The following is a 25,115-nucleotide window of genomic DNA, read 5'->3' on the forward strand; positions in this document are numbered from 1 at the left end:
TTAAAGACTGTTAGGTGTTAATCGCATTCAGCGCCTGCTCCAGGTCTTCAATCAGGTACTCAGGTTCCTCCAGCCCCACATACACCCGGATCCACTGGTGCTCCGGGTTAGCTGCATCGAAGTTGCCTTCGGGCAGACCAGCGCACTTGGGGATCACCAGGCTTTCGTGGCCACCCCAGCTCACGGCCATGAGAAAACGCTTCAGGCTTTCGCAAAAGCGGATGATTTTTTCTTCGGTGCCCCCTGTCAACGAAATGGTGATGAGTCCGCAGGCGCCCTGCATCTGCTCCCTGGCCAATGCATATTGCGGGAAACTGGGATCGAGCGGGAACAGGAAGCTATCTATTGCCGGGTGCTGTTTAAAAAAATGGAGCACCTTCTGGGTGGAGCGGGTAATGCGGTCGATGCGCGCAGGCAGGGTACGCAGCCCGCGCAGCAGTAGCCAGGCGTTAAAAGGCTGTATGCCGCTGCCAATGTTCAGGTACTCACTGTCGAAGATTTGCTTGATGCGGCTGTGCGAGCCCGTAAGTAGTCCACCCAAAGTATCGCTGTGCCCGCTTATATACTTAGTGGCGGTTTGCATCACCAGATCAATGCCCAGCTCAATGGGTCTCTGGTACAGCGGGGAGCAATAACTGTTATCAATAAGCGTGGTAATGTTGTGTTGCTTTGCCAGCTGGGCCACCTGGGCCAAAGGCTGTATGGCATAGTTCCAGGAATTGGGCGACTCCAGGTAAATAAAGCTGGTATTGGGTTGGCGGGCAGCCTCGAAGCTTTCAAGGGTACGGCCATCCACATAGGTGGTGGTTACGCCAAAGCGGGGCAACACCACGTCAAACATTTTCTGCGCCCAGGAGTAGGGCTTTTCTACCGAAATAATATGGTCGCCGCTTTTTACAAAGGCCAGCACGCCGGCAAAGATGGCCGCCGCCCCGCTGTTGAACACCAGGCAGTCTTCAGCGCCATCAAGGGCTGCCAGCTTCTTGCGCAGGATATCAACGGTGGGGTTGAGCCCACGGCTGTATACATATTCCGACATCTCGTCCTGGAACACGTTGCGCATTTCGGCAACGGTCTTAAAGGCAAAATTGGAGGTTTGTACTATGGGCGGGGCAACGGCACCAAAATACAGTTCGCGGTCTTCGCCAAGATGGGTGAGTATGTAAGAAAGGTCGGGTTGCATGCGGGCAATTTACGATGAGGGATTGGAGGGCGCACAGATGGCACAGATAACACGGATATTTTTCAAGGGAGTAGAAGCTTGTGTACTATCAAAAAAACATTTCTACCAAAGGCTCTTTCCATGTTGAAGAGCTCCTGCCACCTGAATACCTATCTGAGCCATTCGTGGCATCTGTGCGCAAAATTATTTTCTTCCTTTTACCAGGAAGTACAACACCAGGAAGGCGGCAAACACCGCAATGGCCGTCCATGCCAGTTCAGGCGTGCTGATCCATATGGAAATACCCACAAAAAGATAGGCGGCAATAAAGATCAGCGGCATGATGGGATAGGCTTTCATCTGGTAGATACCGGTGCCGTCGAGGTGCTTTGTACGCTTGCGCAAAATAAAGATGGTGGCCGCCGATGTGGCCATGCCAATACAGTCCAGAAAAATGGTAAAGCCCAAGATGCGGTCGAAGGTTTTGGCAAAGAACAACACAATGATGCCGATGGCTGCAAATGCGGTGAGGCTGGTGGTGAGTACATCCTTCTGGATATTGCGTTTAGCAAAAGCCTGCGGCAAAATACCATCCGTGCTCATGGCATACATCACCCTTGGGTTGGACAGCAGCAGCACGTTTACATAAGCCAGCACGGCAAAAAAGAGCAGGAAGGAAAATATGGTATTGCCCGTAGGGCCCAGCATGCGGCCGGCAACAATGGCGGCAATGCCCCGGGAAGTTTTCAGCTCTTCGAAACCAATGGCGCGGTAATAGGCGAAGTTCACCAGCAGGTAAAGGCCGATGATGCATACAATTCCGATGAATATACCCCGGGGAATGGTGCGGCGGGGCTCGCGCACTTCATCACCAAAATTGATGGTTTGCTGGTAGCCGCCATAAGTAAAGGACACGGCAATGAGGGCCACACCAAAGCTTTTGATATAATCCAGTGCAGTAAAACGCTGGCCCGTAACCGCCGCAGGCGCATCCGCTGCCGGTAGCACAAACAGGGAGGAGATCAGCAGCACCAACATCCCGATCTTGATCATCATGAGCACATTCTGCGTTTTGCTGCTCATACGCAGCCCCAGCAGGTTAACGCCATAAAAAAGGGCTATGGCACCCATTGCCAGGAAGGACTTGAAAGTGTCGGAAGCCGCTTCATGAAAAAAGGCCTGTGCAAAATACTCTGCCCCTATCAGCGCCACCCCCGACATGGAGGCAGCATTGGAAATAAGGATGATGCAGTTGATGGCAAAGGCAATGGACGGATGGTAGCACTCGGCAAATACCTTGTAATACCCGCCCGTGATGGGAAAGCGCGACCCGATCTCGGCATAGGTAAGGGCACCGCAAAGGGCTACCAGGCCACCACCGATCCAGGCGGCGAAAAATACGGAAGGGGTAATGGCTGCGGATGCAGCATCGGAAGCAGTACGGAAAATGCCCATCCCGATCACCAGGCCGATAACGATCATGGTGAGGTCGAAGAGGCCCAGTTGCGGACGTTGACTCATGGGTGGAAGATAGGAAAGGGTTGGGAGTTTGGGGTTGGGAGTTTGGGGTTTGGGGTTTGGGGTTAAGGGCTAGGCGTTTCTGGTTTCTGGTTTTTGATTTTTGGACCAGGCACCAAACATGTTGATAAAAAATAAAGTAAGGGCTGCAAGCCGCTGCCAGCAACCTTTCTGTTTATACACAGGAGCCTGTGAATTACCAACACCAAACCCTAAACTCCAAACCCATAACCCCCAACTCCCTATTTTTGCGGCGTAAGCGGTTCCCGGAGGCTCAAGTCTGCCCGAGGGATTAAAAGGGAAGTCCGGTGCGAAACCGGCGCTATCCCCGTAGCTGTAAGCTGTAGCGTTTCGCCCCCAGCGAGACACTGACCGATCTTCAGACCACTGGGTCAAAAAGACCTTCCAGCTCTTAAAGAGATGGAAGGTCTAAAAACCCGGGAAGGTATCGGCCAGCCAGCAAGCCAGAAGACCTGCCGGTTACGCAATTTCCATTTAATGCTTTCGGGTGAAGGGCATGAAATGTAAACGTCGCGTACGGGCATTTATATTTCTATCTTTTTTTTCGGGAGCAGTCACAACTTTCCAACAGCAATGAAAAAGCACCTTTTTCTTGTGACTGCAGTAGCTTTCGGCAGTATCGCACAAGCACAGCGCGACACCACAGCGCTCGACGAAGTAGTAGTAACCGCCAACCGCTTTGCCCAAAAGCAAAGCAATACCGGCAAGGTGGTATCGGTGATCACCACGCAGCAGCTCCAGCGCAGCGGCGGCAAGGACCTGGCCCAGCTCCTCAGCGAGCAGGCAGGCATCACCCTCAACAGCGCCAATGCCAACCCAGGCAAGGACAAGTCCCTGTTTCTCCAGGGCGCTTCCTCCAACTATACGCTGATCCTGCTGGATGGCGTAGCGGTAAACGACCCTTCGGCAACCGGCGGCACCTTCGACCTCCGACTCCTGCCCATCGACCAGATCGAACGGATTGAAATCTTGAAAGGCAGCCAGAGCACCCTCTATGGCTCCAACGCCATTGCCGGTGTGCTCAATATCATTACCAAAAAAGCAACCAGCACCACGCCAACCATCAATGGACTGCTGGCCTATGGCAGCTACAACACCTTCCGCGGCAATGCCAATGTGAGCCGCAAGGGAAAAGTGCTGGATTATAGCGTCAACTACGAGCGCTACAGCACCGACGGCATCTCGGAAGCGCTTGACACGACCGGCAAAGCAGGTTTTGATAAAGATGGTTTCCAGCGCAACGCCCTCCAGGCCAACCTCGGTATCAATATCACCGATAAGATCAAGCTCTCGCCTTTCTACCGCTATACCGAGTACAAAGGCAATTACGATGCAGATGCCTTTACCGATGGCGCCAACCGCTATGATGCCCGCTTGCAGAACGTGGGTTTGAATGGCACTGCTACCTATGGCACCGGCACCCTCCACGTAAACTTTGGCCATAATTATGTGCTCCGCAACTACAATGGATTGCCGTTCAGGGGAACCTTCAACCAGGCCGAGGCTTATGTAAACCAAACCCTCAACAGCAAACTGCAATTGCTGGCAGGCGTTAACTTCCAAACCTACCGGATGCCTAGCATCGATACGGTAAATAACCTGTTCAGCCTGTATAGTTCCTTGTATTTCAAACCGGGTAAAAAGTTCAATGCCGAATTGGGTGGCCGCTACAACCACCACAACCAGTACGGCGACAATTTTACCTACAGCATCAACCCTTCCATTCTGCTGACCAGCCAGGTGAAGCTTTTTGCCAACCTGAGCACTGGCTTCCGTGCCCCCGGCATCAGCGAACTCTTTGGACCTTTTGGCGCCAATGCGACATTAAAGCCTGAAACATCACAATCTTTCCAGGGTGGCGTGCAAACCTGGCTGGCCGATGGCAAGCTTTCCGTTCGTGCCAACTACTTTGACCGTACTATAAAAAACGTGATCATTTACGACTGGCGCCAGGGATACCAGAACCGCGACAAGCAACACGACAAGGGTGCCGAACTGGAACTGCAGTACCAACCCAACCAGCAGTGGAACTTCCGCGCCAACTATACTTTTGTTGATGGCGCCATCACCCAGAAGCTGCAAACAAAGGACACCAGCTTTTACAACCTGCTGCGCCGCCCCAAGAACACGTTCAACCTGTTTGCAGGGTACCAGGTCAGCAAGGCCTTTTTTGTGAGCGCCTCGCTCCAGTACCTGGGCAAAAGGGATGATGTGTTTTTCAACCCGGCCAATTTCTGGACGGCAGAAAACAAGTCCCTGGAAGCCTATGCCCTGGTGCATGCCTATGCCGAGTACCAGCTGGTAAACCAGCGCCTGCGCATCTTTGCTGATGTACGCAACCTGGCCAACAAGAAGGACTACTCCGAAGTGTATGGCTACAGTGTACAGGGTCGCAACGCACAACTGGGTATCCGGTTTACATTGTAATCTTCCGGAGCAGGGCAGCCATGCCCTGCTCTTTTTTTACCAACGATAAAACCTGCAACATGTCATTACCCAAATTCAATCCCCGCAACACGACACTCTTCCTGTTCATTGCGCTGACAGGCGCACTGCGTGTCCTGTTCAACTTCAGCAGCGAGCTGTCGCCGCTCACCAACTTTACACCCCTGGGCGCCATGGCTCTTTTTGGCGGCGCCTACTTCAGCCAGCGCGGCAAGGCGGTGGGCTTTCCCCTGCTCACCCTCCTGGTAAGTGATATCGTATTGCAGCAAACCGTGTTCAGCCAGTACAGCAGCGGGCTGCTGTATAGCGGCTGGTACTGGGTTTATGGCGCCTTTGCACTGATGGCCATCACCGGCCGCCTGCTGATCAAAAAGGTTTCCGCCAGCTCTGTATTGCTGTCGGCTTTTGTATGCACCCTGATCCACTGGATCGTTACTGATTTTGGTGTTTGGCTGGGCAGTTCTATTTACCCCCAAACAGCCGCTGGTTTCGGCGCCTGCCTCGTAGCTGCCATCCCTTTCGAGCTGAACTTCATTGCCGGCACCCTGGTGTACAGCGGCATTATGTTTGGCGCATTTGAATGGCTGCAGCAAAGGAATAAGCAGTTGCAGGTAGCATAGGATGTAATTGGTGCGTAGTGATTGGTGATTACAATAGGGCAACTATCATTTTACTGGTAGAAAAATGTACCTAGCGAATGATGCACCAATCACCAATTACTAATCACAAATCACCAATCACTAATCTCCCCCATTCACCATGAAAATCTGCTCCTTTCTCCCCGCAGCTACCCAGATGATCTACGACATGGGCCTGCAGCATCTTTTGCACGGCGTCACCTTCGAGTGCCCGCAACAGGCCCTTGCCGAAAAGCCCAAAGTGGTGCGCTGTGTACTGGAGGACAAACAATACAGTTCCGCAGAGATCGACCGCATCTTTTCGGCATCCAAGGCACAGGGCAAAAGCCTCTATTATGTGGACGAATCCCTGCTCCAGCAAATAGCCCCCGACATCATCTTTACGCAGGACGTGTGCGAGGTATGCCAGATCGATACCGCCTGCACCGCCAATGCCGTTGCCAAACTGGAAAAGCAACCCTTGCTTATTCCCCTCACGCCCCAAAGCCTGGAGGATGTGTTTCAAACAGCAGTGACCATTGCCAGGGCTGCGGGAGCGGAAGAAAAAGCCTACCGCTACCTCGCCGGCCTGCAGGCACGCACCCAGGACATACTGGACACTTTGCGCAAGCACCGCATGCCCCTGAAAAGGGTGAGCCTGCTGGAATGGATCGAACCCATTTACAACTGTGGCCATTGGATACCCTTCCAGGTGGCGCAGGCCGGCGGCATCGATATGCTCGCCAGCCCTGCCGGCGACAGCATTGTAACACCCTGGGAGAAGATTGTAAAGTATAACCCCGAAGTACTGGTAATTGCACCCTGTGGTTTCCACATCGGCAGGGCCGCCGAAGAACTGCACCTGCTGGCGCAAAAGCCGGGATGGCAGGACCTGGAAGCGGTTAAAAACGGCCAGGTTTACCTGGTAGATTTTGACCGCTTCACCCAGCCCAGCGCTGGCACCCTGGTAGATGGTATTGAGATCCTGGCAGCACTTTTCCACCCCGAACTTTTTGCCGTGCCGGCGCACCTGCAACACAAGTACTGCAATGCAGCGGAAGTGAAAGTATTGGCATAACAAGACATGTAGATGCTGTCATGTCGTTTCGCCCCAGGCGAGGTCGGCATCCACTTCGGTACACAGGTACTCCGAAGATGGCAGGGGATGCTGACATTCGTCAGCATGACAGTGTCTGTAGGAGCTGTCATGCCGAGCTCGTCTCGGCATCCCCTTCTGTAAACAGGTACTCCGAAGTAAGCAGGAGATGCTGAAACAAGTTCAACATGACGGAGAACTCGGGTACTGTCATGCTGAACTTGTTTCAGCATCCCCTTCCTTAATCGGGTACGCCGATCAGGGAGAAAACCTTAACGCTAGCACGCCCATTCACTATTCACCATTCACCATTCACTAACCCCCGGCATGATCCATTTCATCACAGGCGGTGCCCGCAGCGGCAAAAGCAGGTATGCACAGGAGCTGGCTCTCGGGTTATCGCAAAACCCCGTTTACCTGGCTACCGCGAAGCAGCCCCAAAACGATGCTGAATTCAGCGAACGCATTCACCGCCACCAGGCGGACCGCGACGAGCGCTGGACCACCCTTGAAGAGCCGTTGTACCCATCGCAACAAGCGCTGCAGGGTAAGGTGGTGGTGATCGACTGCGTGACCCTTTGGCTCACCAATATCGGTGGCCGGCATCGCTACAATGCGGCTCCTACCCTTTCCGATTTGCAAAAAGAGGTAGACGCACTGGCTGCCCTGGAGGGGCATTTCTTTATCATCAGCAACGAGCTGGGTATGGGCCTCCATGCCAATACGGAGATCGGCCGCAGGTTTACCGACCTCCAGGGCTGGGCCAACCAATACATCGCGGCAAAAGCCGATAAGGTCAGCTTTATGGTAAGCGGGCTGCCCCTGCACCTTAAATAACCCAACCCATGAAAACATACTTCAACTGGAGCGGCGGTAAGGATTCATCTCTAGCCCTTCATTACGTCTTACAAAACCCGGCACTGCAGGTAAGCGCCCTGTACACCAGCGTGAATGCCGCCCACAACAGGGTATCCATGCATGGTGTGCGCAGGGAGTTGCTGGAAGCACAGGCCCGTTCCATCGGGCTGCCTTTGCACACTGCCGAACTGCCCGAAATGCCCGGCATGAGCGACTATGAGCGCATCATGGAAAAAGGCGTTTCACAACTGCGTGCCGAAGGTTTTGAGGCAGCCATCTTTGGTGATATTTTTCTGGAAGACCTGAAGCGCTACCGAGAGGAACAGCTGGCCAGGCTATCCATGCCCTGCCTCTTTCCCCTGTGGCAAAAAGACACCCGCGAGTTGATAGCTGAGTTTATCGGGCTCGGGTTCAAAGCCGTGATTGTTTGCGTCAACGGCAGGCACCTCGACGAAAGCTTTTGCGGCCGTATCATCGACGAAAGCTTCCTGGCCGACTTACCCGACAGCGTTGATCCCTGCGGCGAGAATGGCGAGTACCACAGCTTTGTTTTTGATGGCCCAATTTTCCAACAACCCATTGCTTTTACAGTGGGTGAAAAAGTGTACCGGGAATATGCCGCACCCAAAGATGAAAAAAACCAGTGCTTCAGCCCTACGCCCCAACCGCCCAGCGGCTTTTATTTTCTTGACCTCCTACCCGCTTAAAATATGCTCCGACAGGAACTCCAACAGATCATTGACCAGAAAACAAAACCATTAGGTGCACTCGGCCAGCTGGAAGCCATTGCGCTACAGGTGGGCCTGGTACAAAACACCAGCAAGCCAACCATCAGCAAACCCCACATCGTGGTATTTGCCGCCGACCATGGCATTGCCACTACCGGCCTGGTTAACCCTTACCCGCAGGCAGTAACGGCGCAAATGGTCCTTAACTTCCTGGGGGGCGGTGCTGCCATCAATGTTTTTTGCCGGCAACATCACATCGGCCTTTCCATCGTGGATGCCGGTGTGGCCTGCCAATGGGAGGAACCGTTATTACAGGACACCCGTTTGCTGCAACACAAAATAGCCGCAGGCACGGCCAACTACCTGGAAGGGCCTGCAATGACAGCGGAGCAGTGTGCCACTGCCCTGCACAAGGGCCGTGAAGTGGTGCAGCAATTATCCGCTGCCGGTTGCAATACCATTGGATTTGGCGAGATGGGTATTGGCAATACTTCCAGTGCCGCCCTGATCATGAGCAGCCTGCTGCAGCTGCCCGTTTCCGAATGCGTGGGCAGGGGCACCGGTGCCGATGATGCGCAACTGCGAACAAAGATCAGCACGCTGGAAACAGTATCCAGGCTGCACCAAATTGAAGCCCTGCACCAAAAGCCGTTGGAACTGCTGCAAGTGATTGGCGGTTTTGAAATAGCCATGATGACCGGCGCCTACCTGGAAGCTTGTGCACAGGGCCTGGTGATGGTTGTGGATGGCTTTATTACTACCGCGGCCCTGCTGCTGGCAAGGGCTATCGTTCCTGCGGTGGTCAACAACTGTATTTTTGCCCATTGCAGCGGCGAACAGGGCCACCAGAAAATGCTGGAAGCCCTGGGTGCAAAACCCCTGCTCCATTTGGACATGCGCCTGGGTGAGGGCACCGGTGCCGCACTGGCCATCCCGCTGGTGCAATCGGCGGTTTTGTTTGTACATGAAATGGCTTCGTTTGCCAGTGCGGGGGTTTCAGAAAAGCAGTAGTTATCAAATCTGCAATCCCCCTTTTATTTGCATGTATTAAAGCAGCAGGAAATGCCGATCTCGCCTAACGCGAGACGATACGACATTAACTAAGGACACTGTCTTGCCGGGCTCGTCTCGGCATCCCTTTCGAATACAGGTACTCCGAAGTAAGCAGGAGATGCTGCCATACGTCGGCATGACAGAGCCTTCAAACACGGCCATGCCGAACTTGTTTCGGCATCCCCATCTGTAAAGAGGTACGCCGAAGTAAGAAGGAGATGCCGACATGCGAAGACAAGACGAAAACACATCAAACCAACATTCAAGTAATACCACCACCTTGAAAAAAGAACTCCGCATTTTCTTTACCGCCCTGATGTTTCTGACCCGCCTGCCGGTGCCCCGGATGACGGACCACTCGCCTGAGTACCTGGAAAAATCCTCCCGCTACTTTCCTTTAATTGGCTGGATCGTTGGCGGCATCAGTGCAGGGGTTTTGTTGTTGGCGCTGCAAGTCCTGTCGGTGGAACTGGCCGTGCTGGCCATGATGATTGCCAGTGTGCTCACCACCGGCGCTTTTCATGAAGACGGCTTTGCCGATGTATGTGATGGTTTTGGCGGCGGCTGGACCAAGCAAAATATCCTCGACATCATGAAAGACAGCCGCCTGGGCACTTATGGCACCATTGGCCTCATCAGCATACTGGCGGCCAAGTTCCTTTTGCTGCGCGAGCTGCTGCCCCTTATGGAGTACCACTCCGGCAAAAGTATTTACCTGCTGGCACCCGTTACCCTGCTGGCCGTGCATGGCATCAGCCGCATGATGGCCGTGATCAGCATCCAGTTTTATCCCTATGTGACGCCTGATGATGTGAGCAAATCGAAACCTTCCGCAGCCCAAAAGCTTAGCCCAGGTTCCTTTATCGTTGCGCTGATTTTTGCCCTGCTGCCTTTTCTCTTTCTGCCGCTTTCCTTTTTGGGTCTTATCTTCCCGGTATTGCTGTTGGGTACGGTATTGATGAATCGCTATTTCAAGAAATGGATCGGCGGCCATACCGGCGACTGCCTGGGCAGCATCCAACAAACCAGCGAAATCATTTGTTACCTGACCATGCTGATACTATGGAAGTTTACCTGATCCGCCACACCACACCCGACATTAAAAAAGGCCAGTGCTATGGCCAGGCCGACCTCGACATCACCGAAAGCTTCGAGCAGGAAGCACAGTGCATCCGGCCACACCTTCCCCAACATATCAGCCATGTCTTCAGCAGCCCGCTGCAACGCTGCCGCAAGCTGGCCGAATTCCTTTTCCCCAACCATGCCATCAGGTTTGAAGACCGCCTGAAAGAAATCAACTGCGGCGACTGGGAGCTCAAGCTCTGGGACGAAATTGAACCCGACTACCTCAAGCGCTGGATGGATGACTTTGTAAACGTGTGTATTCCCGGCGGTGAAAGTTACCTGCAGCTATACGACCGCGTCGTTTCTTTTTTTGAAACCCTGCCCCGCAAAGGCGCTGTTGCAGTAGTGGCGCATGGCGGTGTGATCCGCAGCATCCTTTCGCATGTGGAACAGGTTGCACTCCACGAATCTTTCAATGTGTTTTCGCTCCGTTATGGCTGCGTGGTACGGGTACACCTCGATAATGAAACCCTCACCCACTCCGTGCTCCACAACCCGCCAGCGGAGAAAGAACAACACCGGCCAACGAAGATCTAAGGATCGCGGATTTAGGTATTACCCGAAAACATTGAATGTACTATGCTAATCAGTCTTCGCATATCCAAGGTCTGAAATCGCACATTCCAGATCCGGGATCCGAAATGACACATCCGAAATCAGCGACCCCTTCCCGCTATCTTTGCCCCAAACCACCCGCATGCCCATCAACATAAAAGAACTCCTCACGGTAACTTTCACCCTATTTGCCATCATCGATATCATTGGAAGCATTCCCATCCTGATATCCCTAAAGGGCAAACTGGGCGAGATCCGCGAGGCAAGGGCAACCCTGATCTCGGGTGGATTGATGGTATTGTTTCTTTTTATCGGGCAGCCATTTCTCAACCTGCTGGGCCTGGATGTACGCTCCTTTGCCGTGGGCGGCTCTATCGTGATCTTTATCCTGGGGCTGGAAATGGTACTGGGCCACGAGCTGTTTAAAAGCGAACCGGATATCAGGGCATCCACAGTGGTGCCGATTGCCTTTCCGCTCATTGCCGGCTCTGGTACCCTTACCACCATTATTTCGCTTAAAGCCAACTACGACCAAACCACGCTCCTGCTCGGTATCCTGCTCAACCTGATCATCGTGTACGTGGTGTTGAAATCGCTGGCATTTATCGAAAGGCTGCTGGGTCCAGCCGGACTGATCGCCGTCCGAAAATTCTTTGGCGTCATCCTTTTGGCCATTGCGGTAAAGATTTTTGCTACCAATGCGCAGGGTTTGTTCAAGTAACTTATCTTGCAGCCCCTATCCGGCCACGTAGTACAATGGATAGTATAAGGGTCTCCGAAGCCTTTGATCCGCGTTCGATTCGCGGCGTGGCCACTTCCTACATCAACACCGTTGATACAATAAAAATCCCCGCAGCGGAATACGCCTGCGGGGATTTTTATTGTACTATTTGAAGAACGATGATGAAAATATCACCAGCAAGCATCACGGTGACCTGCGAAGTGGCAACTATGTAGTTTCTGACGGAGGGCTTTGGGGTTCATACCAGGTGCCGATATCGCTCCAGCCAAAAGATCCAGGTATCACATAAATTTTTTCCGACTTACAAAAGGCCTCTGTATCAAAATTAGCAGCGGGGCTGGAGGCATAAGCAAGTTGTAAAGCAGCTTCTTCTGATGCGCTGTTAAAAGAAAGGGCAGCGTTTTTAAAGCACCGGAACAAAGTGGGGAGCAGCCGCCTGATTGCGCCAAGCAGGTCGGTCACTTTCCAGATATAAATGCCCGTATGCCATAAATACCGGTCCTCAGGGTGAAAAGAAGGGTACTGGACAGTAGTATGTTCCAGGAATTGTTCGACCCGGAACACTCCCTCATCCACACATTTTGCACTCCTCTTGATGTACCGGTAATATTGGTTGACATGGGTGGGCTGAACGCCAAGCACAACCACCCCACCCCTGCTGTTTACAACGCCGATGGCATGGCTGCAAACATGCAGGAATGCATGGTTTTGCAACACCAGGTGGTCGGCAGGGGCAACAATCAGGGAAACACCGGAATCCTGCTGCGGCAGTTTAAAAGCAAGATGGGCAAGAATCGCTGCAGGTGATTTACTGACCGGAACACCCATAACCTGGCCTGGATGAATTAAGGGCAACTGCTCCATTGCAAGTGCCCGGTATACTGCCGCGGTAACGATGATGATGTGCTCGGAAGGAACATGCGGAACAAACCGTTCAAAGGTCTGCTGAAGCAGGGTTTTTCCCGTACCCAAAAAATCGGTGAAGGCTCTTGGCAGGAAGGTTTCTTCCGGCCCGCTGAGGGATGCTTCAAATCTGTGGGTGATAATGGCTACAAAAGTTTTATTAATCTGGAGGGACATGGCATGTAGATCTAACTGATACAACTAAAGAGCAGACACCAAGCGGTCAGACTGATTTTACCTTCTGGTCCGGCACACGGGAGAAAAGGTAGATCAGGAGAAAAATAAACAGGTAAGTAATAACATTGAACGTTTCATGGTGATCCATAAACCTGTTTACCTGCCAGTTCTGGTGGAGGGCATACAGGAGCACGCAAATACGGATGCTGTTTAAAACAAAAAATCCTATTAGGCCTGCAAGGGTCCACATCATCATTTTGCGCAGGCCTACCCTGGAGGCCCAAACAAAGGCAAACCAAAAACTCAGCACGCCAAACCCCAAACAGGCAAAATTTACATTAACCCAACTGCCATTATTGGTTTGCAGGGTTTTGAGGCCCTTGATTTCAGTAACCAACCCGAGCGTTGCCGAAGCTGCCTTTGCAGTATGCACAATGAGGGAGGTCCACCAGTTGATATAATTGAAGTGAAGATCGAGGAAGGAGCTATAAACGGTGCCATCGGGCGTGGTTAGGCCCCAATAGAAAAGATGGAAATAATATAGCACGGCAAAAAGCCCGAGGAACTTGAAGGTAAATGAAAGGTCAAGTGCGGTGGAAAGCTTTTTCAAATACATGTATCGTGCAGGTTCTGGTAGGGGGAAAGAACAAGGCCGGCAGCAGAGCGCAAGCGGCCTTGTTTGAAAAGCAAAAGCAGGAATAAGCTGCTATGTCCATATCCATCGTCAGGCAGCAGGCCATCGGGCCACAACAGTCCAACAACAAAGAGCAGGAACTTCAGTTTTGTGCTTGTTTGTAGGTTCAGGCTTTACACTACAGCGCTAGTCTGCAGCGCCTTCCTGCAACTTTGCCTTTCTTTTGTCATAAGCTTTCTTGGCCCCGGCGCCAATGCCTGCAGCCAGCAACAACGACAAGCCGCCATCGATCGGCGCATCATGGCCATTGGCATTGCCATGGCTATTACCATTATTGCCTCGCTGTGCATGCACCATAGAAGGTGCAGAACAAAGGCTAGCCAATAAAACCATTGAAAAAAACATGGACTTTTTCTTCATGACTGTTTGTTTTTTGTGAATAAAAAAGGACTTGCAACAATTTCCGGACACACAACTTATTCAGTTGAATATTCCAGGTATGGTTTGCAGGGCAAAAAGCCGGTCGTTGTACTCCTTCTACAAAACGGTTGTAATGCAGCAGTTAAACCGGCATCATCATTTATAGTAAGACAGGCTGAATTTGTGTACAAAAGCAAGGGCATAACAGGCTAATTGGATCTGTTCACCCAATCCTATTTACGAATCACTCGCATCTCAATACATTGCTAATATTAAGTGGGCATATCCTGAGCTTTGGCCCACTCAATGCCAATTACCTCACTGGCCAGCAGGGTTACACAGGGTGACTATCAATTTAGCTCCAGCTGGTCGCGGGCCACAAGCACTACGCGTTCTTTTTCCGGGCTGGCAATCAGTTGCACCTGTGTAAAGTAGCGGTGCATGATCCGATTCATGGTCAGGAACTCTTCAGCATAAAGGCGTGCATGTTGTTTTACCTTTTCGTACGGGTGTTCTATCAATTGATGAATTGCATCTACCAGTGCCTGCCCGTTCTCCGGCTCAATAGCTACGCCAATGCCGTTTTGCGACACAAGGCTATGCAGGCTGGAGTTGGCCGATGCGGTAACCAGTGCAAGACCACCAACAGATAGTATGGAAGTAAGCTTTGATGGCATCACCAGATCATCAGCCTTAGCCTTCTGCAGCACCAGGTGCACATCTGCCATATTTAAAAACTCGTTGAAGCGCTCCTTTGGTTGTACCGGCATGAAATGCACATTGGACAGTCCTGCATCCGCGGCCATGGCCTTCAGCTTCTCTTTGTATGGTCCGGTACCACAAATAACAAACTGCAGGTGCGGCCCATTTACCTGTCCTGCTATCTGTATGATGGATTCAAGTCCCTGCTTTTCGCCTACTGCGCCGGAGTACAGGATGATCTTGTCTTTGGGCGAAAACCCGAATTCCTTTTTCAGCAATTCTTTGTTGGGAATCGGGAAAAAGAATTCCGTATCCACCCAGTTGGGAAAAAACAGGATCGGCTTACTGCACTTTTCTTCAATGCGTTGCATCATGCCATTGGAGATGCTGCTGACATGGTCGGCCCGGTGCAGGATAAATCGTTCAATGGCAAACATGATGTTGAGCAACCACCGCGACTTGATCATACCCAGCTCTTTAGCCGCATCTATCTGCAGGTCCTGCACATGAAAGATCAGGGTTGCCTTTCTAACCCATTTGTACAACACACCCAGCAAACCCAATTGAAAAGGCGGCACTACGGTGATCACATAATCATACCGCTTGCCAAAAAGCAATACCAACAACTGCAGGAATGCACTGATAAAAAAACTAAGGTCAGAGAGGATCCGCTTCATACCCGATGGCTGCCGGGACACATAGTGCGGACAGCGGTATACTTTTATCTTCTCGCCTTCACTTATTCTTTCCTCGCGGCGAAACCAGGATGCTCCCAGGCCATAAGGCTCCTGCACTTTCCAGAAAGGGTAATAAGGATAGGTAGTAACCACGGCACATTCGTGACCCTGGCTGGCCAGCCAATCCAACATTTCGGCATTGTATTTACCAATACCGGTAGGCTCGGGAAAATAGTTTCCCCCGATAAGCAGAATTCTTGGTTTTCGCATCACTTAGGAATTAATTAAATATTCAGGAGTTAAAGGCCCGTCAGGCAGGGAGCAGTAAGGCTATAGGGTACCAACAAAAATTGGATCGGGAACAAGGGAGAATTGGCAAACGATGTTGTGATGGAAAGGGCAGTAAAGAACAGGTTCGTTGTAGTTAATAAACAGTACCACAACAGAAAATCATTATATAAAAACCAGGTAGGCAGCGGTAGTTAATACCATTGAAAAAAATGCATAGTTGCTACATCATGCAACTGCAACATGATGTAGACATTGCCGGCGATACTACTAGAAAGAAAACTTAATGAGGGCTTTGCTAACCCAGGAAACATGGGAGTTCTGCTAGCGGAAAAAGGCAATTCCGGTTTCTGGCTAACAATAGCTGAACACTACTAAAAACAATACCTGATGGTACCAGCCAAGCCAGTTGCCTTTTACAAAAGTTACAGGATGGTATCTTTTAATATCCTGAATATATAGTCCTGCCCGGCATCGTTTGGGTGGATAACATCCCGGTAAGCTGAAGCGGGCATTTCATAATCCAGCTCTTTAATGATGGGCAGGTTGTGCTGCTTACAAAAATTGATAATTTCGACACCCTGTGCATTGTATTTGCCAGCGATCCGCTCTTCTTTTTCGGCGTGCAGGTATACCAGGAGTGGAATATTGTGGCTGCGGCAAAAGGATAGAAAATTGCCAAAACCGGAATTGAACACGGAGTTTCTTTCCTTTTTGTTAATGGCCAGCATTCGTTCAGGTGTTTCCGTCTTCTTATTGGTAGCTGGCATTAGATAGCGGTCTACCAATTCCATAATGGCAAGCGGAAATTGTTTGGAGGAATAAGCTGGCAATACATCAACAGTAGGAACAAAGTTCATGTTGTCGTAAGCATCATGTGAGCTTACCAGCAACAGGAATTTTTGTGCACCAAAGGTTCCATACTTTTCCAGGTAAGCATAACAATTATCCGGTCCCCAGGAACCATAGCTAATGTTGAGCACCTTCACTGGCTTCCTGAATTTCCGGGACAGGTACCTGCTCAATTTTGTTGTAGCCAAACTATCCTGATCAGACTGGGTACCACCGTTGATAACGGAATCACCAAACCCGGCCACAACGATTGAATCCCCGGCAGATACAGCTTCATTGCGCTGGGAAAAAGCATTGTAAATATCCGGTTGCCAAAACGTTTCCGGTCCTGGTTGGGCTGGGCAACATATTCAAAGTCCTTATCGGCCTGCGTCAGCACCGCATCACAAAAGCCAAACTTATAGCGAAGAACCCATTCAAGGGCAACTACACCCAGTAGTACGGCTACCCCCAAAAGCAGTAACCCCTTTTTATAATGCAACCTGATCATGTAATAGTAATTAAAACAAGTGATAAGCACATCCCAGTAATGCTCCAAAGTTGTTGGACAGTGGGCCAAGGTCAAGGAACAATAGAAGGTATCATTTGCATGTGCTGCAGTAGCAGGAAAACACTTGGTATGAATAAAACCGAATTGAAAAAAGCCCAGAAATCATATAAGATTGAAGGTTCTCCATACATTAGGAAGCAATTCCAAAATGTTAGGATCGTCTTTGGTTTACATATCTTGGCCGGATATTAGAAATCGTACCATGCTGGAGTACCTAGAGGGCCTATGGCCTGAGTAAAGACTTACGGAGACTTATACTTACTCCGGTAGCATTATTGAGCAGTTTACCAGAGTCATTAGCCAAAGAAAAATGAACACTGGTTTCCTTTTTCAGTTGACGACCCACATCGAAAAACACCGATACCTGATTTACTTTTGGAAAAATGCCATCATACGGCACAAAAGGTCTTCTTTCACCATTGAACCAAAAAAAAGTGCTGTTACTGGTATAATAAGTTCCGTAATTCTGAGAATAGGATAGTAATGCTTTGTAACGCCACTTCATCACACTACCAATGGCACCCATATGCACTAAAAAAAGTCTGTTATTTATAAAGAAATCAGCCGGGGAAGATGGGAGGCCTTTTCTGCTATATTTTTTCTCTGTAATAAAGGGTGAACCAATGCCGGTTTGTTTAAAACTATAACCTTCCGAATAGATACCATGATTGTAATATTGCTCAGGACCGGAAGGAGTTTCCTTAGACCATTGTTCACCGGCCTGGTTCTTAGTGTACACCACTTCAAGTAAGACCTTATTAAGCCGAACCTTGTGTTTATCTGACTCTCTGAATTCGACACTAAAGCCAGTCAATCCATCTGCTACATTGGCCAGGTAAGCCAAGGCACCTTTATCATAAATGAATTGTCGGTACACGGATATTCGGCCTTCATAAAAGTTAAAGTCAAATCCCATATCAAGGGTTCCGAGGTGGTTTCCTACTTTGGAAATGTTTTGGGATGCATTTTTGCTTCCACCAATCAATACCTGAATGATACTTTCAAAAGGTTTGAGATGGAACTCAGGTCCGAATATTTGCTTTTCATGGCCCCAGGTAACCTGGTGATTGATGCCAGCAGTTAAAAATAGCCGGCCGTTTGGCTTACCCAAGCGGCCATATATTGCTTTGTGATGAAAATAGCTTTTTACGGAACTAACCCTTTCATACTGATACGGATTATGAACATAGTTAACAGGGAGATCACCAATCCAGCCATGTTCGAAGCTGCCTTTAAAACTTATTAGCTTGCCTAAGAAAGGCAGGTGAACAAAATCGGGAATGGAAACCTGAATTGATGGAATAGGATTTGCATTTCCGGAAATAGCCAGCGACCCTGAAGACAAACTTGAATCAACCAGGCCTTTAAACTCGCGATACAACCCTGCCTTCAGTTGAAAAAGGCTCCATTTAGCTTTAGCGTATGCTTCCACTAGATGCAGTTCCTTTTGTGCACCCACATTGATGCGGGCCATTACACCACCACCCCAGTCCACGCCTTTAATCTTAGTATACTCTCTATAAAGGTCCCCTATTATACTTAATGACTCATTCGGAACAGGAACATTGCCACCTTTATTGGCGCGGAACCAAAAGGGAACAGCACCTTCCATATAGGTCAATTGTGTTTCTATTGCTGAACGCCATTTTTCAGGGAGTTCGGCAATATTGGTGTCTTGTATGTATTGCAACGATTTATCCTTACCAACCACTTGAGCAGCATCCGACCCTTTAATCATAAACCCCTCTGCTACTGGATAGTCATTCTGCTGTCCATTTACCTGAATACACACAACCAGTAAAAATCCCAGACCAGCACATGTTTTTCGAAAGGCCATAATAAAGCAATTACAGTATCTGCACCGTGAACACAATCATTTAAACCAGGGCAGGGTCTTTAAGCATGTAAGATTCTTCGGCAATCCGCTTTTTGATAGGTTGTGCTGGGCTTCCTATACATACCATTCCGCTAGGAAGATCTTTAAAAACGCTACTTCTTGCGCCTACAATTGATCCTCGACCAACGGTTACACCCGGTGCCAGATAAACATCGGTAGCAATCCAGCATTCATCCTCCACTACAATTGGCAATCCGTAAATAGGGAAATCCGGCTCCTTATAATTGTGTGTACCAGCGCACAAATAACTTTTTTGGGAGACCACCACATTATTTCCAATATGAATTTGATCCAGGCTGTATAAAACCACATCATCACCAATCCAAGTATTATCGCCAATGCTAACTTTCCAGGGGAACTGTGTCTTTACTGTAGGTCGCAGGATGACGTTACGCCCAACTTTAGCACCAAATAATCGTAGTAACAACCTACGCCATCCATACATAAATTGGGGGGAAGGCCGGAACAGCAACTGTTCGACAATCCACCACAACTGGACATACCAACCCGGCTTCCCTCGAAAACCTTGCGGCAGTTCGAAACTTTCCAAAGTTTGAAATTTCATCTTTGCATTATACTTGAAGCCAAGTGGCACTATCTATAAGCTGGTAATTTCTGAAACTGAAACAAGAAGAGCAGCGTGTGCTGTCAAAATCCGTTCTCCCTAAAAGAGCGCTTGTTTCATTCTGTATGCAACAGGCTGCATAGAAAAATGGGTGTCAACACATGACCTTGCATTCTTTCCCATTACTTTTATTTGTTCAGGGGAAAGTGCAATCCATTGTTTGAATATGCGTTTAACTCCTTCTATTGTATCGGCTTCAACTAGACCAGCATCAGCAGCCTTTATTTCCTCCCATATATTAACCTGGTCAGAAATAAGTACCGGCTTGCCACAAGCCATTGCTTCAACAATGGAGATACCAAAATTTTCCTGGTGGCTGGGCAATACAAAAGCGGTACAGTCGTAAAAAGCGCCCCACTTGGCCTTTCCAAGCAGCAAACCAGGAAAATGCACTTGATGTTGTATCCCCAATTCATGCACCATTTCAAAAACCTTACTCCCAAAGGCAGAATCCAAACCGGGACCTGCAACCACCAGATGCGGTAATTGCGCTGTATGCTGCAACGCATGGTGATAAGCATTTATCAATAACATCAAACCTTTCTTTTCATGAATCCTGCTTAAGAACAAAAAGAATGGTTCGTTTTTCAAAGCAGGCACATGAGAACGGAAGGCTGTTATCATGTCTTTGCAGAGCGCCGGAGGTAAATTAATGCCATAGCCTATATTATGCTCCTGTACTGGTTTGTAGGGCCGGAAAGGCTGCCTAGCCAGTTTCATTTCGGCCATACAGGTAAACAAAAGACCGTTAGCATTATTAATATTTTCACCTTCTATCAACTTGTAATACAACCAGTTTCGGATAGCTTTTACTCTTCTACCACTCGCCTTTTGAAAATAGGGATCCAGCATACCGTGCGGCATGATAAATATCCTTGGTACTGCACCAGTACCACGCTCCTTTTTTAATACTTCCGCGGCTTTTCTAACTGCATACCCGGCATATTGCCACATACCATGTACCACCACAACGTCGAAATGAGTCATGTTGGTAAGTAGCCATGGCAGAAGTGCTTTGCTGTAAGCCCAGGATGTTTTGCGGCCACCAAGTGCATGTATTTTAAAAACATCATTGCGCAGGTAATCAGCCCCAGGTTCATCAACACAAACAACCTCATTTAAAACATTCAAATTAGTCAGTTCCGGAATTGAATTTCGTAAGCCCTGACAGGTACCCCCATAAGCAGGGTCCATGGAACTAATAACATTCAATACTTTCATATTCCTATCAATTTTGACAGCCTTCAACTAAACAGTAGCGTGGGAAGATTTTGGAAAGGTGTGAAAGCTAAAAAGATGAGTAAAAGCTTATCCTTTATTGGAATGCTCTAAAATGCTGTGATAAATAGTCTCTAATTTATCTAATGTCACTTGCAGATTGAACCGATCGGAGTTCCTACGACCCCTTTGAACATACAGCGCACGTTCATAATCTGATAGTCGAACAATTTTATGTACCACTTCAGCAGCATGACAAGCCCAGAAATCAGCTGATCCCAGTACAGAAGGGCGCCGGGGATAAAAAAAAGCGGCTTCTCCGTCACCCCAGGCCATTGTAGCTTGCCTCACAAAGGATTAAAAAAATGGACCGAAATAACAAACTAAATGTGATTGCATCTCATCAAAAACAGAATTGCAATTCAGCATAACCGGGTGAGATCAGGTACGGACCAGATTTTTCAGTTCTTTTACAATAACAGAGTAATCGTACCTTCTGATGATTTGGCGGGAAGTTGTGCTCCAGTTTAGCCGCTTATCAATCAATACCTGCCGTAGCGTTCTTGTTAAAGCTTCCACATTCCCGGTAGGAAATACATAGCCGTTTACTCCAGGCTCGACCAAGTCAGCCGAACACCCCGTTAAGTCCGAAACTATCACCGGCAAGTCAAAGTTCATTGCCTCGTTTACAGATAATCCCCAAGTTTCCCCTATTGTGGAGCACATAACAAAGACATCACCGATTGCATAATAGGCTGGAATCTCAGATTGATTGACAAAGCCGGTCAAAACAACATTTTGAACTTTATGCTTAAGGATGAACTGTTCGATTTCAATCCTTAGTTCTCCTTCGCCAATCATGATCAACCAGCAGTTCGGATGGTTCAACTTAGAAAAGGCCTGCATCAGATCAAGAGGCCGCTTTTTATCAATGTATTTACCTGAAAAAAGAATTACCTGGGCATTATTTGGGATACCAAACCTGGAACGTATTTCCAACCTTTGACCGGCGATTCGTTCAAATGCTTCTAAAAAGCGGCTATTGTCTACAGCATAGGGGCAAAATACCAGCTGCTCTTCTGGTATGCCGTAATTTTTATAAAGTTGATGATTTTCTTTGCCGATATACAGAAAGTAGTTTACCCTGGGAAAAACTACATGCTTCAACAGCATGCGTCTTAGCTTTTGCTTTTTTGATTTCTTCAATTGCTCCTGACTGTTGGGCACTTCAAAACGAAGACAAACTGTATGTCCGGCAAGTTGAGCCAGAAGTAAGATGCACAGGTGTGTAAAGAAGTGATATCCATGGACAACAAGAATGGATTTTGGCTGGCGAAATAAGGTGATCAACATACCAAAGTTGACCAAACTGAAAAACCCGACAGACAGAGAAGGTCTAGCAGCATAATTTTTGAAAAACCGGTAATCATAGCCATCCAGCAATGGAATGTCCCATTTGACTCTGACGCCGAACTCCTTATCAACAGCACCATGAAGCATACCTTCGGTACAATACCACACCTTTGTTTGCAATCCTTGCTCGTTCATGTACTTATACAGTGGAGCGAAATACTGTATGGGATGGGAATTTACGAAAATGATTTCCTTCATTTAATTACTGGGTTGTAAGCCGTTTGATCCACTTTACTGAATATTGCCTGAATGACTTTCTTGCAAACCTCTTCATTGCCAACGCCTAAAGAAATAACACGATCAAAGCCAGCTTTACGGATCCGCTCCCTTAAGGTATCATCACCTAACAACTGCTTACAAACTGCTGCACATTCAGATGCATCTTCCCAAAACACAGCTTCCTCACCTTCCAAATACATAGCATTATGTTCGGTTGTTCTTTTGGCACAAAACAACCCGCCTGCATAAGGAATTTCTAAAGATCGCTGAGTGTGCAAATCACGATTGCCCTTCGACAACATTCCAATACATATTTTAGAACTCCGGATTGCGGCAACATAGTCTCTTCCATATATTGACTTGCCACGAATGCATGGCTTTAATTGCATATAATATTTGCTCTTGTGCCAGCCATTTCCCCAAATGCTTAAAGGAATATTTTGTTTAATGAGTTCAATCAAGAATTCATCTCTTCCTTCATGCGGCATCCAGGTTCCAATGAAAGCAACTTCCGATTGAAAAGCTAATAATGCATTCAAATCCAGATTATCACTCGAATGGGCAACTTCATCATAACTTCTAAACACCCTAAGCACTTTCCTCGCACCAAGTTCATAACACTCACGCTCGGTTTCATTTCGCACAACAACAATCAAATCATAAAAGGGCATTGATTTCTTAAGCGAATCAAACCTTTTGCCATCTCTTGAACCAGTTGGATCATCAACATTGTACAAAACCAATTTGGATGTTAGAGATTTAATCAACTTCAAACTCTTAACACCAAACAATTCACCACTATCAATCCATACTAAATCATAGTTTGATGTATTACAAAGGTTTTCTTGCACCCATTTCACCACCGCTCTTTGTAACCACACAAAACCAGTTTTGTAGTGAAATGCCCCAGAAAATTTCCCATTTAAGGAGCTATTTAATCCAACATAAGGATTTTGGATAGACACCGAATGGCCAAGACGCTCCAGTGCCTTAGCTCTATGCGCAGAAGTAGATCCGGTATTATCATCACCTATGTACAATATAGTTGCCATAATTAAAATATTATTTACCGCTTTTTACAGACGCGGAGAAATAAAATGGTCGATAAAAATTTGCAAAACTCCATTTAAGTGTAAGTAAGAAAATACAAGCACCTGCGACACATTTCCAAGGTGAAGAATCCACTTCCACAACAAGCAAAAACAATAAATTAAATGAATTTGGAAGAAGGTGTTCCGATAGGCAATGTCGTTGTATTCAACTTTCCTTTATTCACAACTTTTAGATAAATAGATTCAAAGTCATCAATGATTACTTTTGAACTAAATCTCATACAATTCTGGTAGCCATTTAGCAAATGAGCCTCACGCTCCAATGCAGAGCAATTCAACACCTTACTGATTACTTCAGCCGAAATGGAAGCCCATTGATCTTGTAAACTCTTTTCGAGAGGTTTTCTCGGAATATAGAAGGCAGCACTACCTCCCACTTCATTCATTGGCGCTTCACCTGTTGTAACTACAGGGCATCCACACTCCATTGCTTCAATAATGGGCCAACCAAACCCTTCTGCATAGGAAGGAAACAAAAGCAAGCTAGCCCCACAATAAGCTTTATTTACTTCTTCATCGGGCAAACCAGTCACAAAATGTATATCAGCTTTATATTTAGAAATTTCTTTCTTTTCCAGCAAGCATTTGCTGGGCTGCTCACCTACAAGTATTAAAGGCAACCTATTATCAGAATTAGCACGCCAAGATTCATAAATCTCGATAACTCCTTCTCTATTTTTATACCACAGATTTCCACCGACATGGAGCATATATCCGGCCTTTAAATTGACACCGATATAATTCGATAACTGGAACCTTGCTTCTTCAACTTTAAATTTTATAAGGGGCCTGTTCTGTGTATTATAAACCACCTCACTTACTACTACCTCTTTGTTGATAAAATAATGCAAATCATGTTTTGTCTTTAAAGAAGCTGAGATAAAGTATTGCGCTTGTGAGTACCCCCATCTTATCAACCTTTGATACAATCTACCACTCCATCCAGTTGTATACTGTTCAATTTTGCCGACTGCTGATAACTGAGCTAAAAAATCGTGGCAATGAACTATATGTGGAAGCTTTCTGACCATTGGAACCCAGGGACCTAAAGCGTGATCAGTAATAACAAAAAGAGTATTCTCCGGAAAGCTTCGACGGCGCCTTAGGAATTGGACAGGAAAAATCAAGAATTGATCAATATAGCCCAACCACTTACCCAAAAACTTGTTGTTACCAGACAATTTAAAAAAAAGGGGTTTGGGAACTAAAATTTCTATTGTATGCCCTTTACGCTGCATGCCATTGGCAAGCATATTAAGATACCGCGGCATACTTTGGTGATTCAAAAACAAAGGGTGGCTAAAGAAAACAATGTTCACAGGAAGGTTTGACAAATTGATGTTAAGAAATAAATCCAACAGGGGAATACTTGCATTTGAAATGCTTTATTTCTTTCTGGGATGAAGTTCAAACTATAATTACCTAGCTTCGCCCTACAAGAACATTCAACTACAAGTTTTTTCTTTGGCTCAATTATATGTTGACATTTTTTTTAAAGTAGCAAGAGC

At 48.0% G+C, this 25,115-nt stretch carries 23 protein-coding genes, 1 tRNA gene and 1 riboswitch; of the genes, 10 read left to right on the plus strand and 14 right to left on the minus strand.

What is annotated here, in order from left to right:
* Positions 1–10: 10 nt before the first annotated feature.
* Both BUE76_RS19270 and BUE76_RS19275 read right to left on the minus strand, forming a co-directional pair.
* Positions 11–1,183, minus strand: coding sequence for a trans-sulfuration enzyme family protein (locus BUE76_RS19270; RefSeq protein WP_073044773.1), 1,173 nt, complete (start codon positions 1,181–1,183; stop codon positions 11–13).
* 183 nt (positions 1,184–1,366) lie between these two features.
* Positions 1,367–2,683 (minus strand): APC family permease, encoded by a 1,317-nt coding sequence (locus tag BUE76_RS19275; RefSeq protein WP_073044771.1) that lies wholly within the window; start codon positions 2,681–2,683, stop codon positions 1,367–1,369.
* Between the two features lie 240 nt (positions 2,684–2,923).
* Positions 2,924–3,175, plus strand: a riboswitch (cobalamin riboswitch).
* A gap of 99 nt (positions 3,176–3,274) precedes the next feature.
* Here BUE76_RS19275 and BUE76_RS19280 point away from each other — a divergent pair.
* The 10 genes from BUE76_RS19280 to BUE76_RS19325 all read left to right on the plus strand — a co-directional run bounded on the left by BUE76_RS19280 (position 3,275) and on the right by BUE76_RS19325 (position 11,992).
* Entirely contained in the window at positions 3,275–5,128 is a 1,854-nt protein-coding gene (locus BUE76_RS19280; RefSeq protein ID WP_073044769.1) for a TonB-dependent receptor plug domain-containing protein, read from the plus strand.
* A 59-nt stretch (positions 5,129–5,187) separates the two neighbouring features.
* A complete protein-coding gene (locus BUE76_RS19285; RefSeq protein WP_073044834.1) occupies positions 5,188–5,766 on the plus strand; it encodes a DUF6580 family putative transport protein in 579 nt (192 codons plus the stop codon).
* Between the two features lie 139 nt (positions 5,767–5,905).
* Positions 5,906–6,841, plus strand: a complete 936-nt coding sequence (locus BUE76_RS19290; RefSeq protein WP_073044767.1) for an ABC transporter substrate-binding protein — start codon at positions 5,906–5,908, stop codon at positions 6,839–6,841.
* Between the two features lie 345 nt (positions 6,842–7,186).
* A complete protein-coding gene (locus tag BUE76_RS19295) occupies positions 7,187–7,696 on the plus strand; it encodes a bifunctional adenosylcobinamide kinase/adenosylcobinamide-phosphate guanylyltransferase (protein WP_073044766.1) in 510 nt (169 codons plus the stop codon).
* 8 nt (positions 7,697–7,704) lie between these two features.
* A complete protein-coding gene (locus BUE76_RS19300; RefSeq protein ID WP_073044764.1) occupies positions 7,705–8,424 on the plus strand; it encodes a Dph6-related ATP pyrophosphatase in 720 nt (239 codons plus the stop codon).
* 3 nt (positions 8,425–8,427) lie between these two features.
* Positions 8,428–9,456 carry a nicotinate-nucleotide--dimethylbenzimidazole phosphoribosyltransferase gene (gene cobT, locus BUE76_RS19305; RefSeq protein ID WP_073044762.1) on the plus strand — a complete coding sequence of 343 codons (1,029 nt, stop codon included), beginning with the start codon at positions 8,428–8,430 and terminating at the stop codon, positions 9,454–9,456.
* Between the two features lie 322 nt (positions 9,457–9,778).
* Positions 9,779–10,576, plus strand: coding sequence for an adenosylcobinamide-GDP ribazoletransferase (locus BUE76_RS19310; RefSeq protein WP_073044760.1), 798 nt, complete (start codon positions 9,779–9,781; stop codon positions 10,574–10,576).
* On the plus strand, positions 10,561–11,160 hold the full coding sequence (gene cobC / locus BUE76_RS19315; protein WP_073044758.1) for an alpha-ribazole phosphatase: 600 nt from the start codon (positions 10,561–10,563) through the stop codon (positions 11,158–11,160). Before BUE76_RS19310 ends, cobC begins: the two co-directional genes overlap by 16 nt.
* Positions 11,161–11,320: 160 nt before the next feature.
* Positions 11,321–11,899 (plus strand): MarC family protein, encoded by a 579-nt coding sequence (locus BUE76_RS19320; RefSeq protein WP_073044757.1) that lies wholly within the window; start codon positions 11,321–11,323, stop codon positions 11,897–11,899.
* 21 nt (positions 11,900–11,920) lie between these two features.
* Positions 11,921–11,992, plus strand: a tRNA-Arg gene (locus BUE76_RS19325).
* A gap of 135 nt (positions 11,993–12,127) precedes the next feature.
* On the opposite strand, the gene BUE76_RS19330 is transcribed toward BUE76_RS19325, so the two are convergent.
* The 12 genes from BUE76_RS19330 to BUE76_RS19380 all read right to left on the minus strand — a co-directional run bounded on the left by BUE76_RS19330 (position 12,128) and on the right by BUE76_RS19380 (position 24,926).
* A complete protein-coding gene (locus BUE76_RS19330) occupies positions 12,128–13,000 on the minus strand; it encodes a sugar phosphate nucleotidyltransferase (RefSeq protein WP_073044755.1) in 873 nt (290 codons plus the stop codon).
* Between the two features lie 46 nt (positions 13,001–13,046).
* Positions 13,047–13,616, minus strand: a complete 570-nt coding sequence (locus BUE76_RS19335) for an exosortase/archaeosortase family protein (RefSeq protein WP_073044753.1) — start codon at positions 13,614–13,616, stop codon at positions 13,047–13,049.
* Between the two features lie 204 nt (positions 13,617–13,820).
* Complete coding sequence (locus tag BUE76_RS19340; RefSeq protein ID WP_073044751.1) at positions 13,821–14,054, minus strand: PID-CTERM protein-sorting domain-containing protein; 234 nt, start codon at positions 14,052–14,054, stop codon at positions 13,821–13,823.
* A gap of 350 nt (positions 14,055–14,404) precedes the next feature.
* A complete protein-coding gene (locus tag BUE76_RS19345) occupies positions 14,405–15,703 on the minus strand; it encodes a WcaI family glycosyltransferase (RefSeq protein ID WP_073044750.1) in 1,299 nt (432 codons plus the stop codon).
* A gap of 443 nt (positions 15,704–16,146) precedes the next feature.
* Positions 16,147–16,710 carry a hypothetical protein gene (locus BUE76_RS19350; RefSeq protein ID WP_143157351.1) on the minus strand — a complete coding sequence of 188 codons (564 nt, stop codon included), beginning with the start codon at positions 16,708–16,710 and terminating at the stop codon, positions 16,147–16,149.
* A gap of 32 nt (positions 16,711–16,742) precedes the next feature.
* Positions 16,743–17,138: a hypothetical protein gene (locus tag BUE76_RS24030; protein ID WP_143157350.1), complete on the minus strand. Its 396-nt coding sequence runs from the start codon at positions 17,136–17,138 to the stop codon at positions 16,743–16,745.
* Positions 17,139–17,346: 208 nt separating this feature from the next.
* Positions 17,347–18,960: a capsule assembly Wzi family protein gene (locus tag BUE76_RS19355; protein ID WP_083596581.1), complete on the minus strand. Its 1,614-nt coding sequence runs from the start codon at positions 18,958–18,960 to the stop codon at positions 17,347–17,349.
* A 40-nt stretch (positions 18,961–19,000) separates the two neighbouring features.
* Positions 19,001–19,585: a putative colanic acid biosynthesis acetyltransferase gene (locus BUE76_RS19360; RefSeq protein ID WP_073044748.1), complete on the minus strand. Its 585-nt coding sequence runs from the start codon at positions 19,583–19,585 to the stop codon at positions 19,001–19,003.
* Between the two features lie 99 nt (positions 19,586–19,684).
* Complete coding sequence (locus tag BUE76_RS19365) at positions 19,685–20,866, minus strand: glycosyltransferase (protein ID WP_073044830.1); 1,182 nt, start codon at positions 20,864–20,866, stop codon at positions 19,685–19,687.
* A 438-nt stretch (positions 20,867–21,304) separates the two neighbouring features.
* Entirely contained in the window at positions 21,305–22,474 is a 1,170-nt protein-coding gene (locus BUE76_RS19370) for a glycosyltransferase family 4 protein (protein ID WP_073044746.1), read from the minus strand.
* The gene (locus tag BUE76_RS19375) at positions 22,471–23,547 is read right to left on the minus strand and encodes a CgeB family protein (RefSeq protein ID WP_073044744.1); all 1,077 of its coding nucleotides are present in this window, start codon (positions 23,545–23,547) and stop codon (positions 22,471–22,473) included. Before BUE76_RS19375 ends, BUE76_RS19370 begins: the two co-directional genes overlap by 4 nt.
* Positions 23,548–23,705: 158 nt before the next feature.
* Positions 23,706–24,926, minus strand: coding sequence for a glycosyltransferase (locus BUE76_RS19380; protein WP_073044742.1), 1,221 nt, complete (start codon positions 24,924–24,926; stop codon positions 23,706–23,708).
* Positions 24,927–25,115 lie beyond the last annotated feature (189 nt).

Source organism: Cnuella takakiae, assembly GCF_001953305.1.
Lineage (GTDB): Bacteria > Bacteroidota > Bacteroidia > Chitinophagales > Chitinophagaceae > Flavisolibacter > Flavisolibacter takakiae.

Excerpts from the sequence above, each read along its gene's own strand:
- BUE76_RS19270 (WP_073044773.1), bottom strand. The coding sequence starts at position 1,183 with ATGCAACCCGACCTTTCTTACATACTCACCCATCTTGGCGAAGACCGC.
- BUE76_RS19275 (WP_073044771.1), bottom strand. The coding sequence starts at position 2,683 with ATGAGTCAACGTCCGCAACTGGGCCTCTTCGACCTCACCATGATCGTT.
- BUE76_RS19280 (WP_073044769.1), top strand. The coding sequence starts at position 3,275 with ATGAAAAAGCACCTTTTTCTTGTGACTGCAGTAGCTTTCGGCAGTATC.
- BUE76_RS19285 (WP_073044834.1), top strand. The coding sequence starts at position 5,188 with ATGTCATTACCCAAATTCAATCCCCGCAACACGACACTCTTCCTGTTC.
- BUE76_RS19290 (WP_073044767.1), top strand. The coding sequence starts at position 5,906 with ATGAAAATCTGCTCCTTTCTCCCCGCAGCTACCCAGATGATCTACGAC.
- BUE76_RS19295 (WP_073044766.1), top strand. The coding sequence starts at position 7,187 with ATGATCCATTTCATCACAGGCGGTGCCCGCAGCGGCAAAAGCAGGTAT.
- BUE76_RS19300 (WP_073044764.1), top strand. The coding sequence starts at position 7,705 with ATGAAAACATACTTCAACTGGAGCGGCGGTAAGGATTCATCTCTAGCC.
- cobT (WP_073044762.1), top strand. The coding sequence starts at position 8,428 with ATGCTCCGACAGGAACTCCAACAGATCATTGACCAGAAAACAAAACCA.
- cobC (WP_073044758.1), top strand. The coding sequence starts at position 10,561 with ATGGAAGTTTACCTGATCCGCCACACCACACCCGACATTAAAAAAGGC.
- BUE76_RS19320 (WP_073044757.1), top strand. The coding sequence starts at position 11,321 with ATGCCCATCAACATAAAAGAACTCCTCACGGTAACTTTCACCCTATTT.
- BUE76_RS19330 (WP_073044755.1), bottom strand. The coding sequence starts at position 13,000 with ATGTCCCTCCAGATTAATAAAACTTTTGTAGCCATTATCACCCACAGA.
- BUE76_RS19335 (WP_073044753.1), bottom strand. The coding sequence starts at position 13,616 with ATGTATTTGAAAAAGCTTTCCACCGCACTTGACCTTTCATTTACCTTC.
- BUE76_RS19340 (WP_073044751.1), bottom strand. The coding sequence starts at position 14,054 with ATGAAGAAAAAGTCCATGTTTTTTTCAATGGTTTTATTGGCTAGCCTT.
- BUE76_RS19345 (WP_073044750.1), bottom strand. The coding sequence starts at position 15,703 with ATGCGAAAACCAAGAATTCTGCTTATCGGGGGAAACTATTTTCCCGAG.
- BUE76_RS19355 (WP_083596581.1), bottom strand. The coding sequence starts at position 18,960 with ATGGCCTTTCGAAAAACATGTGCTGGTCTGGGATTTTTACTGGTTGTG.
- BUE76_RS19360 (WP_073044748.1), bottom strand. The coding sequence starts at position 19,585 with ATGAAATTTCAAACTTTGGAAAGTTTCGAACTGCCGCAAGGTTTTCGA.
- BUE76_RS19365 (WP_073044830.1), bottom strand. The coding sequence starts at position 20,866 with ATGAAAGTATTGAATGTTATTAGTTCCATGGACCCTGCTTATGGGGGT.
- BUE76_RS19370 (WP_073044746.1), bottom strand. The coding sequence starts at position 22,474 with ATGAAGGAAATCATTTTCGTAAATTCCCATCCCATACAGTATTTCGCT.
- BUE76_RS19375 (WP_073044744.1), bottom strand. The coding sequence starts at position 23,547 with ATGGCAACTATATTGTACATAGGTGATGATAATACCGGATCTACTTCT.